We start from the raw sequence: 13,511 nt of genomic DNA, 5'->3' as shown, positions 1-13,511 counted from the left end.
GGGTCGTGAGTCGAGCTGAAGTAAATTCAGTCGTGCTACGGGAGGATGGTGGCGTGGCCGTCCGGCAGCGCCGTCAGTTCTTGCCCCACAGCTTCTTGAACTGGGCCTGGTAGTCCTCGACGAGCGGGAACTCGGTCTTCGTCGAGATCAGGTTGTCCTTGGTGATGAGCATGAACGGCAGCTGAGCGTCCTGCGTGACCTTCATCGACTGACCGGTGAAGTGCCGTGCCAGCCCGTCGGCCTGCGCCCACGCGTTCTCGATGTTGTTGAACGCGACGGCTGCCTGCGTCTGACCGGAGTCGATGTACTGGTAGTTGGTGGCCTCGCCGACGTTGACGATCGTGTGCACCTTGTTCTGCAGCCCGGCGGCCCGCAGTGCGGCCGGCACGCCCACGTTCATCAGGGCGAGCGAGAAGGCGACATGCGTGACCTTGGGATGCGAGCGCAGGTAGGAGACCACGCGGTCCGGCATGTCCTTGCCGATGGCGCTGATCGGCACGTCGACCTTGTCGTACCCGCAGCCGGAGCACCACTTCTGGTAGTCGCTGCGGAAGGTGTCGGCCACCGGCTTGAGGATCCCGTAGGTCGGCAGGTCGAAGTAGACCGTGTCGGCCCGGCCCTTGCTGTCGGACGTCACCCAGGAGGCCATGATCCTGCCCTCGATGTCGACGACGTCGGGCCCGTCGATGAGCATGCTGATCCCGTCGCCGGCCTTGTCGTCCGTGGAGGACTCGACGACGGGGATGTCCATGTCCTTGAGCTGCTTGAGCTGCTTGGCGAAGACGCTGCGGGGGAACCCGGAGGCGATCACCGCGTCCGGCTTGTCCCGCACCGCCTGGGTCCACGCGGCCTGCACCGACTGCGGGGTGCCCTGGGTGGGGATCTTGTTGACCTTCCAGCCGAGCACCTTGGCGGCCTGGCTGAAGTAGTTGGCCAGGTCCTGGCAGGACTGCACCCCGCACAGGATGAAGTCGATCTTCTTGCCGGTCGGGATCGGCTTGCCCACGGGCTGGGTGATGCCGACCGACGTCGGCCGCTTCTCGAACTGGGCGAGGACCTCCTGGGCCGCCTTGATGCCGGCGGACCCGCCGGCCGCCGCCTTCGGGGAACTGTCCGCGCCGGCGCTGCCCCCGCAGGCGGCCAGGGTGAGCAGCGCGGCGGCGGTGAGCACGGCCGTTGCGGTGCGGGTGCGGGTGGTGCGGTTCATGGGGCTGGTTCTGCGACTCATGGCACTTCTCCTGTCGACCGGGCAGCGGCTTCTGCCGTGCCTTCATGCCGTGCAACCTGAGTTCAGTTCAGGTGAATGTAAGGGCGCCGGGTCCGGCAGGCAACAGTCGTGCACGCCTTTGGTCGTGGATCACTTCGGCGCGTCCGTACGCGCCTCTTGACATGTACGCCGCGCGATGCGGTCACCTTCGGGCGGAGCCGCTCGGCCCGACCGCGACCGTTGCCCTGGCCGGGTGCCGGTTATCGGCAGGTCGGCAGGGGTGTCCCTCGGTCGGGCATCAGCACTGCCCGCCCCCGGATCTGTCCCCGTCGCAGCAAGTCGAACGCCTTGGGTGCCGCCGACAGCGGAAACCGTTCCGTCTCGACGTGGAGTGCCCCCGAGCGTGCCAGGGCGATGACCTCGGTGAGCTCGGGGCGGGTGCCCCAGAAGGGCAGTGAGAGCCGGAAGCCCGGAGGCAGCAACCCCGGTTTGCGTACGGTCACTTGACCGCCGCCGCTGCCGATCAGCGCGAGTTCCCCGCCCGGGCGCAGAACGTCGACGGCGAGTCCGAGCGTGGCCTCGTTGCCCACGAAGTCGAGCACGGCGTCCGCCCCCACGCCTCCGGTGCCATCCCTCAACACCCGAGCGGTGTCGGCCCGTAGCAGGGTGGCGTCGTGCGCCCCGGAACGGTGCGCGAGGGCCAGGGCCTCCTCGCGGATGTCGACGGCGAGTACGCGGCTCACGGTGGTCGCACGCAGAATCTGGACCGCCAGGTGCCCGAGTCCACCGACGCCGATGACCACGGCGGTGGAGTCCTCGCCGAGCGCGTGGCGCACTCCGGCGAGGGCGTGATACGAGGTCAGACCCGCGTCGGTGAGCGGCGCCGCCTGGTCGGCCGGAAGGTCGCCGATCGGCACCAGATGGCGGGCGGACGGGACGAGCACGTACTCGGCCATCCCGCCGTCCCGGCCGAGTCCGACCCCGTGCCAGGCGAGATCACCGCGTCGGTCGCAGTAGTTGTCCCGGCCGGCGACGCAGCGGGGGCAATCTCCGCAGCCCCACGGGCCGTACACCGCCACGCGCTCACCGAGCCGGGACCCTTCGGCGTCAGCACCGAGGCCGGCGATGTGCCCGGCGACCTCGTGGCCGAGGGTGAACGGCGGCCGGTAGGGGAGCACCCCCGCCGCCGTGTCGATCACATGCAGGTCCGAGTGGCAGAGCCCCACGGCCTCCACTCGGACCAGAACCTCGGCCTCGCGGGGTACGGGCCGCTCGACCTCGCCGAGTGCCGGTTCCCGGCCCCAATCCGTCAGTCGCATCGCCCGCATGTTCACCGTCCCGGGTCTTGTCAGGCAGACGGCGGAGACGATAACAGAGGTGAAGTCGGTTCAGTATGGATGCGTCGAGAGGTTGTGTGCTGATGAGCAGGAATGGGCAGTCGGCCCGGTTCGAGGGCAAGGTCGCGATGGTCACGGGCGCCGGCTCGGGCATGGGGGCGGCCGTGGCGCGGCAGCTTGCCGCCGAGGGGGCGAAGGTCGTCGTACTCGCAGACGTGAACGGCGAGAGCGCTGCGGCCGTCGCCAAGGACGTGGCGGTCGGCCGGGCGGTGTCGCTCGACGTGGCGCACGCGGCGGCGGTCGACGCGGCCGTCGAGGACGTCCTGCAGGAGTTCGGGCGACTCGACGTCCTGGTGCACGCCGCGGGCGTGGACGACCCGGAGGCCAAGCAGTGGATAGCGGACGCGCTCGCCGCGGGGCGTCCGCCCGAGGTGACCGACCGCCTCGCCGACCCGGCATGGCGTCGCGTCATGACGATCAACCTGGACGGAACCTTCCATGTGCTGCGCGCCGCGGTGCGGGCCATGCGGCCTGCCGGCGCGGGCGCGATCGTCGTCATCGGATCCTCGTCCGCCTTCGACACCCCCGTCGGTTATCCCCACTACGCCGCGTCCAAGGCGGGCGTGCACGCACTGAGCCAGGCCGTCGCCAAGGAGGTCGTCGCGTCCGGGATCAGGGTGAACGTGGTCGCGCCCGGTCCTACGGAGACCGGGATGGCGGCACGCACCCCCGCGGCGCTGCGCACCGGTTTCGCGGACCCGCGGGTGCGCCCGTACGCCACACCCGAGGAGATCGCCGACATCGCCCTGTTCCTGGCCAGTGATGCCGCGGCCAACCTGATCGGCGCGGTGCTGCTGGCCAACGGCGGCCGATTCACCGCCTGAGTCAACGAACCCGTGCAGAGGTCTTGCTCACCCGGACTCTCCTGTCTACCGTTCATGAATTGAGTTCAGTTTGCGGCAAGGAGACGGTCGACGTGGATCAGTTCCTGCTCGTCCTGGTGAGCGGTCTCGCCAGTGGTGCGGTGTACGGCCTGATGGGACTCGGGCTGGTGATCATCTACAGGGCCACCGACGTGGTGAACTTCGCGCTCGCCAGCCTGGCGACCGTAGGGCTCTACGCGGCCTTGACGCTGTACGACCGGGGCCTGCCGCTGGTCGTGTCCGCCGTGGCGGCGATCGTCACGACCGCGGCGGTCGGCCTGATCGCCCGCGAGACGGTGATCAGACCCCTCGCCCAGGGGGAGCTGCTCTCGGCGCTGGTCATGACGATGGGCGTCTCGCTCATCGCGGAGAGCGTCATCAGCACGATCTGGGACGATCAGCCACGGCTCTTCCCGAGCCTGGTGGAGGGGTCGGTCTCGCTGGGCGGCTCGGCGATACCGACGCAGAGCCTGCTGACCATCGGCGTGGCGGCCACGGCGATGGCTTCGGTGGCCTATCTGTTCGGACGTACATCCATCGGCACCGCCATGCGCGCCGTCGCCGAGTCCGCCGACACCGCGCAGGTCCTCGGGCTCGGCTCGCAGCGCATCGCCCGGATCGCCTGGGCGCTCGGACTCGGCCTCGCCGCCCTCGCCGCCTTCCTGTACGCGCCCCGGGCCGGACTGGTGCCGACGGTGCTCAGCGCACCGCTGTTCCGGGCCTTCGCCGGGATCTTCCTCGGCGGTCTGACCAGCATGTACGGGGCCGTGATCGGCGGACTGACGGTCGGCGTCCTGGACAACCTGGCCGCGAGCTACGTCTCGGCCGGCTATCGGGACACCTTCGTGTTCTCGTTCACCATCCTCGTGCTGCTGATCCGCCCGCAGGGGCTGTTCGGCGTCCGCACGTTCCAGCGGGTCTGAGGGAGCGGTCCATGCCTGTCGTCAGTCGATCCAACCTCACCCGGGCGGCGCTCGGGCCGCTCGCCGCGGCCGCTCTCATTCTCATACTCAACAGCGGGGCCATCCCGCCCTACCAGGCGTACTCGGTAGGGCTCGCAGCCGTGTACACCGTCCTGGTCCTCTCGGTGAATCTGCTCGCCGGATGGGCCGGCATCTGGTCGATCGCCCATCCCGCCTTCTTCGCCCTGGGCGCCTACTTCGCCGCGTACGGCAGCACTCACGGCTGGTCGCTGGAGCTCGTGGTGCTCGGTGCGACGGTGTGCGCCGCGGCGCTCGGGGCGTTTCTCGGGTGTGCGGGCGCGCGGTTCTCGATGCTGTACGTCGCCCTGCTCACGCTCGCCTTCACGATGGTGTCCCTGGAGGTGATGGGCCAGTGGACCAGCGTGACCGGCGGCGACCAGGGCATCCCCATGGAGAAGCTGCACAGTGCCCTCGGCCTCGGCACGATGGCCAGTGCCGGCACACAGGCGCAGTACATCGCGGTGGGCACGGCCGGGATCGCGCTCGCCGTGGCCGCACTGGCCCGGCCCAGTGCCCTGCGGATGCGGCTGGTCGCCGCCAAGTCCCACCCGATGGCCGCCCGTTCCATCGGCATCGCGCCCGAGGCCCAGTCCGCACTGGCCTTCGCGGTGAGCGCGGTGTTCGCCGCGCTGGCGGGCGTCCTGCTGGCTCTGGTCGTCGGATTCGTCAGCCCCGACCCGTTCTCGCTGGCACTGGCGATCGCGCTCATCTCCGCATGCGTCCTCGGCGGCGCCGGAACACTGCTGGGAGCGGTCGTCGGCGGCGCCTATCTGACCTGGGCGCCCACGGTCGCCGAGAGCGCGGGGGTGGCACAGCCCATCCTCCAAGGGGCCGTGCTCATCGTCGCGTTGCTGTTCCTTCCCGGCGGGGTGGTGCCCTTCCTCGGACGGACGGCCCGCCGCCTGCTGCCGCGGCCCGAGTCGCCCGCCCCAGCCCCCGTGGAACCGTCCGAAGAACCCGCGCCGAACGTTCCCGCCCCCGGACCAACCGCCCCTGAACTGCTACGACTTGACCAGGTGGCCGTCACCTTCGGCGGCCTCGCGGCACTCGAAGGAGCCTCGCTGTCCGTACGGACCGGCGAGACCCTGGCCGTCATCGGCCCCAACGGCGCCGGCAAGACCACGCTGCTGAACGTCCTGTCCGGGCTCGTGGGAGGCGGGCGAGTGGCCGGCACCGCCCAGTACGGCGGCAGGGCCCTGCTCAAGACCCGCGCCACCGCCCGCCGACGGCTCGGCATCGGGCGGACCTTCCAGCACGCCGAAACCTTCCCCGAGCTGACCGTCCTGGAGAACGTGCTCTGCACCCGCCGCCGAGCCTCCGCCGACAACCGGACCCGAGCCGCCGAGCTCCTCGAACGCGTCGGCCTCGCGCATGTCGCCGACCGCTACCCGGCCGAGCTGCCGTTCGGCCTGCACAAGCGCCTAGACCTCGCCCGGGCCCTCGCCGAGGAGCCCGAACTGCTCGTACTGGACGAGCCGTTCGGCGGCCTCGACGCCACCGAACGCACCCTCCTCACGCGGCAGATCGTGGCGCAGCAACAGCGCGGAACGGCCGTCGTCATCATCGACCACGTCCTGGACGACCTGTTCGCCGTCGCCCACCGCGTCGTCGCCTTCGACTTCGGCCGGCCGATCGGTGAGGGCGAGCCCGGCACGATCCTGGACGACCCTCGAGTGCGCTCCTCCTACCTCGGCGAAGGCGGTGCACGAGGCGAACTCCCCAGCCGGGACCGCAGCTTGCAGACCGCCGTGCACCTCGACGGGGTGGATCACGCCTACGGCGGGGTCACCGCCCTGCGCGGAGTCGACCTCACCGTGCCCCGCGGCAGCGTGATCGGCATCGTCGGTGCCAACGGCGCGGGCAAGTCCACGCTGGGCCGTATCCTGCACGGCACACTCCCGCCCACCCGCGGCCGACGCTCGGCAGCGGGCGACCTGCGCAGCGCGCTGGTGCCGGAGGGCCGGGCCCTGTTCAAGACCCTCTCCGTGCGGGAGAACCTGGAGGTCGCCGCCTACGCGGCGGGCATCAAGGGAGCGGCCCTGCGGGCCCGGCTCACGGAGACCGCCGAATGGCTGCCACCACGGCTGCGCGAGCGGATGGGCGTACCCGCCGCCGGGCTCTCCGGAGGCGAACAGCAGATCCTGGCCGTCGCCCGGGCCCTGATGGCACGACCGGACCTCCTGATCGTCGACGAACCGGCACTCGGCCTGTCGCCCGCCATGGTCGACGAGGTGTACGCCCGTATCGGCCGCCTCGCCCACGACGGCATGACGGTCGTCCTGCTGGAACAGTCGCTCGGCCGCGCCGCGTCCGCCTGCCACGAAGTGGTCGTCCTGCACGAGGGCGGCATCGCCGTCCGCGGCGAGCCGGCCGACCCGACGTTCCTCGCCGACGCCGAACGGGCCTACTTCGACGGGCAGGACGACGCTCCCGTGGCCACCGCACGCGGCTGAGACACCTAGCTGAGACACGTAGCTCAGACATGTGGTTGAGACACGTGAATGAGGCACGTGGTCGACGACCGTCCCCGCCACCACCCGTACGACACGAGCACGATGGAGAACCCCATGCACCCCCGTCACCCGGAGATCGACCCCCACCTGCTGTCCGAGACCGAGGAGCAACGAGAACTCCGCACCGTCCTGCGGGACTTCTTCACCGAAGTGAGCGGGCCCGAGGACGCACGCAAACATCAAGCCACCCCGCGCGGTTACGACGGGACGGTGTGGGCGCGGCTGGCGGGCGAGATCGGCGTGCACGGCCTGGCGATCCCCGAGGAGTTCGGAGGATCCGGCTACACCTTCGCCGAACTCGCCGTGGCGCTGGAGGAATCCGGGCGGACGCTGTACTGCGCGCCGCTGCTGCCCACGGTGGTCCTCGCCGCGCACGCCCTGCTGTACAGCGGGGACCGCCAGGCATGCGAGCGCTACCTGCCGCGGATCGCTGACGGCACGCTCACCGCGACGGTGGCCGGTTTCCACGAGGACGCACCGGCCGCCGGCCCCGAGGCTGGCGTCCAGGCCGAGCACGGCGCCACCGGCTGGGTGCTGCGTGGCGCGGCGGACTTCGTACTCGACGGCGCCGGTGCGGACGTGATCCTGGTGCGGGCCGAAACCCCCGACGGCACACGGCTGTTCGCGTGTGAGCCGACCACGGTCACGTGCGTACGTACACCCCGCCGCGTCCTCGACGAGACGCGCCGTCAGGCCCTCGTCGAGTTCCGCGGCGCACCGGCCGCACTCGTGGGCGGCTCGGGCGAGGTGACGGCGGCACTCGACGCCGGACGGGCCGCTCTGGCCGCGGAGCAGGTCGGCGGCAGTGGCCACGCGCTGGACGCCACGGTCGAATTCGTCGGGCAGCGACGGCAGTTCGGGCGCCCGATCGGCTCCTTCCAGGCGGTCAAGCACCGCCTCGCGGACGTGCTGGTCGCGCTGGAGGCCGCGCGCTCGGCATCCGCGTACGCGACCGCCTGTGCGGCCCTCGCCTCACCGCAGCTGCCGGTGGCCGCGAGCGCCGCCGCCGCGGTCTGCTCCGAGACCTTCCGCCTGGCCACGGCCGAGTACGTCCAGCTGCACGGCGGCATCGGCTTCACCTGGGAGCACCCGGCCCATCTGTACGTACGCCGGGCCCGCAGCAGTGAGGTGCTGTTCGGCACGGCGGACCAGAACCGCACCCGCCTGGCCGAACTCATCGGCCTCGCCCCCCGGTCCGCGGCCTGAGCGGGCACGGAGCGCCGCATGACACTCCACACCGGCCGCACGCTCGCCACACCGTTCACGCTCGGCGGGCTGACACTGCGCAACCGCCTCGTCGCCACCGCCCATGCCACCGCCGCGGTCGCGGACGGTGCCCCCACCGAGGCCGACGCGTCCTACTGGCGACGCCTGGCGCAGGGCGGCGCCGGCATGGTGATCACCGGCGGCACCGCCGTGGCCCCCGAGTCGACCCTGCCGCAGCGCTACCTCACCGAGGCATGGCGACCCGAGATCAAGGACGCCGTACGCCGTCGGGCCGAGGCCATCACGGACGGCGGCGCCGTGGCCGTGGCACAACTCGTCCACCTGGGCCGGGAGACCCTGGGCGCAGGCACCTACTACGCCCCGGTCTCCGCGTCCGCCGTCCGCTCGCCCCGCGAGGCGACCGCACCCCACCCACTGAGCACCGAGGAAGTACGCCGGGTCGTGGACGCCTTCCGCATCTCGGCGGCCAACAGCGTGCAGGCCGGCTTCCACGGCGTCGAACTGCACGCCGGCCACGGCTACTTGCTCGCCCAGTTCCTTTCCCGCATCACGAACAGCCGCGTTGACGAGTACGCCGACCGCATCGCCCTGCTCACCCAGGTCATCGAGGCGATCCGCACCGAGATCGGCGAACTCCCCATCGGCGTACGGGTGTCGGTGGAGCCCGGCGAGAATTCGGGACTGGATCTCGACGACCTTACCGAGCTGCTCCCACGTCTGTGCCGAGCGGCACCCTTCGCGTACGTCAACGTCACCACCGGCGTCCGCAACACCTACGTCCCCGGCATGGCCGTCACCCGCCCGCCGCTGCTGGAGGACGTGGCCCGACTGCGCGCGGCGGTCGCGGTGCCGTTGCTCGTCAGCCAGGGATTCCGGTCGGTGGCGGACATCGAACGGGCCCTGGACTCGGGAGCCGATCTGGTGGGCATGGCAAGGCCGTTCATGGCCGACCCGGACTTCGCCCGCAAGGCCGTCGCCGGCGACGAGCACGCCATACGCCCCTGCACCGGCTGCAACGAGGGCTGCCGGACCTTCGAGCCCACCGGATCGTGCTCGGTCAACCCCGAACTCGCCCCGCCCGGTTCAGCGATCCGCCCGGCCGTACCGCTGCTGCTCACCCGGCCCGGCTCCGGTACCGGTCCCGTAGCCGTCCTCGGCGCGGGCCCCGCGGGCATGGAGTGCGCGATGGCGCTCGCCCGTGCCGGGAGCGACGTGGTCGTCTACGACAGCGCCGCCGAAGTCGGCGGTCAGGCACGCCTCGCCGCCCGCGCCGCGCACCGCTCCGGCTGGCAGAAGCTCGTCGACCACCAGCGCGAACAGCTGGTCGGTTTGGGCGTACGCGTGATGCTGCGCATGGCTCCCACCCCCGCCGAACTGGCGCGGTACTCCCAGATCGTGCTCGCCACCGGCGCCCAGGAGACCGCCGTCCCCGTGCCGGGCGAGCTCCCGATCCTCACCACCACGGACTTCCTCAACCAGTACGCCGACGTCGTACCGTATGCGCCCGGAGTGGCCGTCCTGGACGACGGCTTCGGCTGGTGGCAGGGCATCAGCGCCGTCGAGAGCGCGCTGACGGCAGGCGCCCGCGAGGTCACCGTGATCACCCCAGGCACGGGCTTCGCCACGGGCCTGTCGCCGGAGAACCGCACCCAACTGCTGCAACGGCTCACCGGCGCACCGGTACGCATCGTCCCGATGAGCACTGTGGCCGCCACGACAGCCGGCGAACTGCGACTGCGCAACATCATGGACGGCTACGAGACCGGCCTCGCCGCCGATGTCCTGGTGACCGTCGGCGAACGCCGGCCCCACCGCCCGGACTTCACTCCCGCTCCCGGTCAGACCGTCCGAGCGGTCGGCGACTGTGTGGTCCCGCGTCGCATCGCCCACGCCGTCGCCGAGGGACGCGCGGCCGCGGAGGCGGTCACGGCCGAAGCCCCCTGAACGCTCTTCCGCCCCAGGTGCCCCGCGGCCACCATCTACCCGAAGCCACCGCCCACCGGAGCCGCGGGGGAGAGGAGCGCAGGGGCTTCTGCACTCCTCGTACAGACACGAAAATCATGCGCCGTTGGGGTCGGGCCGACCCCTGTCCATAGTGAACCGAAGTAGGTGCAGGTCTCAACCATTATATTGAAGTCAGTTCAGTACGGTGGCAGTCTCGGGGTGTCGCAGCGGAAGGTCTGCGTGCGGCCGATCCGCACCTGCGGGGTTTCCCCCGCTGCACGTCAGGGCTCGCGCATCTCTGCACGGCCCTGGCGGCGATCGGGGTGACCTCCCCTGGAGGTGGCCTCGCCCAGTACGTGGTGGTGCCCGCCGAGTCCGCGTTCCAGCTGCCCGACGGCCTCGCGTTGGAGACGGGCGCGCTGGTGGAGCCCATGGCCACCGCCCTGAACGCGGTCGAGCGGGCCCGTGTGCCGGCGGGCGGCAGTGCGCTGGTGACGGGGGCGGGTGCGGTCGTATAGGCGCGCTCTTCGCGCTCAAGGCGCAGGGTGTCCACGACGTACTCGTGGTCGAGCCCTCGCCGTCCCGTCGCGCGGCGGCCGAACGGCACGGTGCCCGCGTACTCGATCCGCGCGCTGTCGACGTGGTCGACGAAGTCATGGCCCACACCCGCGGGCGCGGCGTCGACGCCGCCGTCGAGTGCGCGGGCCGGCCGGAGGCGCTGGACGCCGCGATCTGCTCCATGGCAGCCCAGGCGCCGGTCGTGATGGTGGCCCTGTACTCCGGCCCGGTCGCCATCGGCGCGTCCGCGGTGCGTCTGGCCGAGATGGCGCTTCTTGGCGCCGAGGCGTACCCCGACGGCGTCTTCGAGCGGCACGACGTCCGCGACGCGCGACGTCTCAAGGTCCTCGTCGACATCCCCGGCAACCCGACGGGCTGAACGACGGACTGAACCAATCTCGGCCGGATCCGGGTCCGGGGGTTGACAGTCGATCATCCGCTCCGCAGACTCGTAATGAATTCAGTTCAGTTTGGAGGAATGGAAGATGGCAGTGGAAGACGAAATCCAGTTCGAGCGTGACGGCCATGTCGCCCGTGTCTGGCTGAACCGGCCCTGGAAGAAGAACTGCGTCACGGTGCCGATCCTGGACCGGCTCGACGAGATCATCACCGAGGTCGACGAGGACCCGGAGCTCCGGGTCCTGGTGGTCCGCGGGCGCGGCGGCACGTTCTGCTCGGGCTTCGACCTGGACAGCCTGAAGGCGGAGTACGTCGGCAAGTCGAACGCCATCGACGTCGCGGTGAAGTCCGCGAAGGTGTGCGACCGCCTCTACTCGATGAAGACGCCCTCGGTCGCGGTCCTGGAGGGCTATGTCACCGCCGGCGGCTTCGAGATCATGATCTCCTGCGACTTCGCGATCGCCGTGGACGACGCCAAGATCGGTGACTTCCACATCCGTCGCGCGCTGTTCGGCGGGGCAGGTCCGATCTACCGGGTGCCGCGCATGATCGGTATCCGCAAGACCAAGGAGCTGATGCTCACCGGCAAGCTGCTGTCCGGCGTCGAGGCCGCCGAGTTCGGCCTCATCAACAAGTCCGCGCCGGCCGACAAGCTGGACGCGACGGTCGAGGACTTCATCGGCGACCTCACCGACAAGAGCCCGTTCACGATGTGGCTCACCAAGATGACGATCGACCGGAGCCTCGACGCGGACACCCAGTCGCTGATGGTGATGGAACACCTGGCGGTGGGCGTGGCGCTCAACTCCGAGGACGCCAACGAAGGTGTCTCGGCGTTCCTGGAGAAGCGCGAACCGAAGTGGCAGGGGCGCTGATCCGGATGACCGGCGATCCGCGGAGTCCGGCCGCCGCCCGACTCCAGGGTTCACGCTGCTCCGGCTGCTCGGTGACGGTCTACCCCGCGGACGAAGCGTGCCCGCGCTGCGGGGGGCCGGCCGCCCCGGCGAGCCTGTCCGCCGCGGGCACGCTGTGGACGTGGACGGTACAGCGGTACGCACCCAAGTCGCCGCCGTACCGGGCCCCGTCGGACGGCTTCGTGCCCTTCGCGCTCGGCTACGTCGAACTGCCGGAAGGCGTAAGGGTGGCGGCGGTGCTCGACGTCGACGACACCGACGACTTCGCCGGGATCCGCATCGGCATGCCCCTCACGGTGACCGCCGGTGACGGGGTGCCGAGGGCCCGCCCCACGACCCACCACGAGGAGGGCTCATGAGCGGCGACGTCCTGATCTGCGGCGCCGGACGGACCCCGTTCGGCCGCAGCGAGGCCAGCGGTCGCCAACTGGCGGTGAGCGCGGTGACCGCCGCGCTGGCCGACGCCGGCATCGAGTGGCCGCGGGTGCGGGCCGCGTTCGGCGGCAGCGACAGCGCCGGACTCGCCGACACGCTGGTGGCCCAACTCGGCCTGACCGGGCTGCCGTTCGTCAACGTCAAGAACGGCTGCGCGACCGGCGGCAGCGCACTGATCTCCGCCGTGAACGCGATCCGCTCCGGCATGGCGGACGTCGTCCTCGCCGTCGGCTTCGACAAACACCCGCGCGGAGCCTTCGATCCGCGGCCCGAGGACTGGGGGCTGAGCGAGGAGTACGGCAGCGACGGGCTGATGGTGACCACGCAGTTCTTCGGGATGAAGATCCAGCGCTACATGCACGACCACGGGATCACGCCGAACACCCTCGCCCAGGTCGCCGAAAAGGCCTACCGCAACGGTGGGTCGACCCCCGAGGCGTGGCGTCGCAAACCGGTGTCCGCCGCGGAGATCCTCGACTCCGGCATGGTCAGCGACCCGCTGACCCGCTTCATGTTCTGCTCCCCGGGCGCGGGCGCGGCCGCACTGGTGCTCTGCTCGCCCGAGGCCGCCCGCACCCTGGACGGCCCCGCGGTCACCCTGCGCTCGGCGGCCGTACGCACCCGACGCTTCGGCTCGTTCGAGGTGTTCAGCCCCTGGATCCCCGGCGGCGAACTGACCAGCGTCAGCAGCGACGCCTCGGCCGCCGCCTTCGAGGAGGCCGGCGTCGGCCCCGACGACATCGACGTCTGCCAGCTGCAGGACACCGAGAGCGGCGCCGAGGTCATGCACATGGCCGAGTGCGGATTCTGCGAACACGGCGAACAGGAGCGGCTGATCGCCACGGGAGCCACCGAGATCGGCGGCGCGCTGCCGGTCAACACCGACGGCGGCTGCATCGCCAACGGCGAACCCATCGGCGCATCGGGACTGCGCCAGGTCTACGAGGTCGTCCAGCAACTGCGCGGCCGGGCCGGCGAACGCCAGGTCCCCGGCGAACCCAGGGTCGGCTTCACCCATGTCTACGGCGCCCCGGGCGTGAGCGCCTGCACGGTGCTCTCCCGCTGAAGACC

General features: G+C 71.0%; 12 protein-coding genes. 10 read left to right on the top strand and 2 right to left on the bottom strand.

Annotated elements, in window-relative coordinates:
- Positions 1-73 precede the first annotated feature (73 nt).
- Positions 74-1,228, bottom strand: coding sequence for a substrate-binding domain-containing protein (locus OG303_RS04275; protein WP_405864863.1), 1,155 nt, complete (start codon positions 1,226-1,228; stop codon positions 74-76).
- 239 nt (positions 1,229-1,467) lie between these two features.
- Positions 1,468-2,526, bottom strand: coding sequence for an NAD(P)-dependent alcohol dehydrogenase (locus OG303_RS04270; protein ID WP_405864861.1), 1,059 nt, complete (start codon positions 2,524-2,526; stop codon positions 1,468-1,470).
- Positions 2,527-2,627: 101 nt separating this feature from the next.
- Between OG303_RS04270 and OG303_RS04265 the strand changes: the two genes are divergently transcribed.
- The 10 genes from OG303_RS04265 to OG303_RS04220 all read left to right on the top strand — a co-directional run bounded on the left by OG303_RS04265 (position 2,628) and on the right by OG303_RS04220 (position 13,506).
- Positions 2,628-3,428 carry an SDR family NAD(P)-dependent oxidoreductase gene (locus tag OG303_RS04265; RefSeq protein WP_405864859.1) on the top strand — a complete coding sequence of 267 codons (801 nt, stop codon included), beginning with the start codon at positions 2,628-2,630 and terminating at the stop codon, positions 3,426-3,428.
- A 92-nt stretch (positions 3,429-3,520) separates the two neighbouring features.
- Positions 3,521-4,390 carry a branched-chain amino acid ABC transporter permease gene (locus OG303_RS04260; protein WP_405864857.1) on the top strand — a complete coding sequence of 290 codons (870 nt, stop codon included), beginning with the start codon at positions 3,521-3,523 and terminating at the stop codon, positions 4,388-4,390.
- Between the two features lie 11 nt (positions 4,391-4,401).
- Entirely contained in the window at positions 4,402-6,903 is a 2,502-nt protein-coding gene (locus OG303_RS04255; protein ID WP_405864855.1) for an ATP-binding cassette domain-containing protein, read from the top strand.
- Positions 6,904-7,017: 114 nt separating this feature from the next.
- Complete coding sequence (locus OG303_RS04250; protein WP_405877071.1) at positions 7,018-8,169, top strand: acyl-CoA dehydrogenase family protein; 1,152 nt, start codon at positions 7,018-7,020, stop codon at positions 8,167-8,169.
- Between the two features lie 18 nt (positions 8,170-8,187).
- Positions 8,188-10,134: an FAD-dependent oxidoreductase gene (locus OG303_RS04245; protein ID WP_405864853.1), complete on the top strand. Its 1,947-nt coding sequence runs from the start codon at positions 8,188-8,190 to the stop codon at positions 10,132-10,134.
- A gap of 323 nt (positions 10,135-10,457) precedes the next feature.
- Positions 10,458-10,652 carry a hypothetical protein gene (locus OG303_RS04240; RefSeq protein ID WP_405877897.1) on the top strand — a complete coding sequence of 65 codons (195 nt, stop codon included), beginning with the start codon at positions 10,458-10,460 and terminating at the stop codon, positions 10,650-10,652.
- Entirely contained in the window at positions 10,649-11,071 is a 423-nt protein-coding gene (locus OG303_RS04235; RefSeq protein WP_405877069.1) for a zinc-binding dehydrogenase, read from the top strand. Before OG303_RS04240 ends, OG303_RS04235 begins: the two co-directional genes overlap by 4 nt.
- 106 nt (positions 11,072-11,177) lie before the next feature.
- On the top strand, positions 11,178-11,966 hold the full coding sequence (locus tag OG303_RS04230) for an enoyl-CoA hydratase/isomerase family protein (RefSeq protein WP_405864851.1): 789 nt from the start codon (positions 11,178-11,180) through the stop codon (positions 11,964-11,966).
- Between the two features lie 5 nt (positions 11,967-11,971).
- The gene (locus tag OG303_RS04225; RefSeq protein WP_405864849.1) at positions 11,972-12,364 is read left to right on the top strand and encodes a Zn-ribbon domain-containing OB-fold protein; all 393 of its coding nucleotides are present in this window, start codon (positions 11,972-11,974) and stop codon (positions 12,362-12,364) included.
- Positions 12,361-13,506: a thiolase family protein gene (locus OG303_RS04220; RefSeq protein WP_405864847.1), complete on the top strand. Its 1,146-nt coding sequence runs from the start codon at positions 12,361-12,363 to the stop codon at positions 13,504-13,506. The genes OG303_RS04225 and OG303_RS04220 overlap by 4 nt, the downstream gene beginning before the upstream one ends.
- Positions 13,507-13,511 lie beyond the last annotated feature (5 nt).

Source organism: Streptomyces sp. NBC_00005 (assembly GCF_045160215.1).
Taxonomy (GTDB): domain Bacteria; phylum Actinomycetota; class Actinomycetes; order Streptomycetales; family Streptomycetaceae; genus Streptomyces.
Note: the sequence above shows the minus strand (reverse complement) of the source record. Positions and strands in the feature narration are given on the sequence as shown.

Bases quoted from the DNA above. Each gene is read 5' to 3' on its own strand.
- OG303_RS04275 (WP_405864863.1), bottom strand. From the start codon at position 1,228: ATGAGTCGCAGAACCAGCCCCATGAACCGCACCACCCGCACCCGCACC.
- OG303_RS04270 (WP_405864861.1), bottom strand. From the start codon at position 2,526: ATGCGACTGACGGATTGGGGCCGGGAACCGGCACTCGGCGAGGTCGAG.
- OG303_RS04265 (WP_405864859.1), top strand. From the start codon at position 2,628: ATGAGCAGGAATGGGCAGTCGGCCCGGTTCGAGGGCAAGGTCGCGATG.
- OG303_RS04255 (WP_405864855.1), top strand. From the start codon at position 4,402: ATGCCTGTCGTCAGTCGATCCAACCTCACCCGGGCGGCGCTCGGGCCG.
- OG303_RS04250 (WP_405877071.1), top strand. From the start codon at position 7,018: ATGCACCCCCGTCACCCGGAGATCGACCCCCACCTGCTGTCCGAGACC.
- OG303_RS04245 (WP_405864853.1), top strand. From the start codon at position 8,188: ATGACACTCCACACCGGCCGCACGCTCGCCACACCGTTCACGCTCGGC.
- OG303_RS04230 (WP_405864851.1), top strand. From the start codon at position 11,178: ATGGCAGTGGAAGACGAAATCCAGTTCGAGCGTGACGGCCATGTCGCC.
- OG303_RS04225 (WP_405864849.1), top strand. From the start codon at position 11,972: ATGACCGGCGATCCGCGGAGTCCGGCCGCCGCCCGACTCCAGGGTTCA.
- OG303_RS04220 (WP_405864847.1), top strand. From the start codon at position 12,361: ATGAGCGGCGACGTCCTGATCTGCGGCGCCGGACGGACCCCGTTCGGC.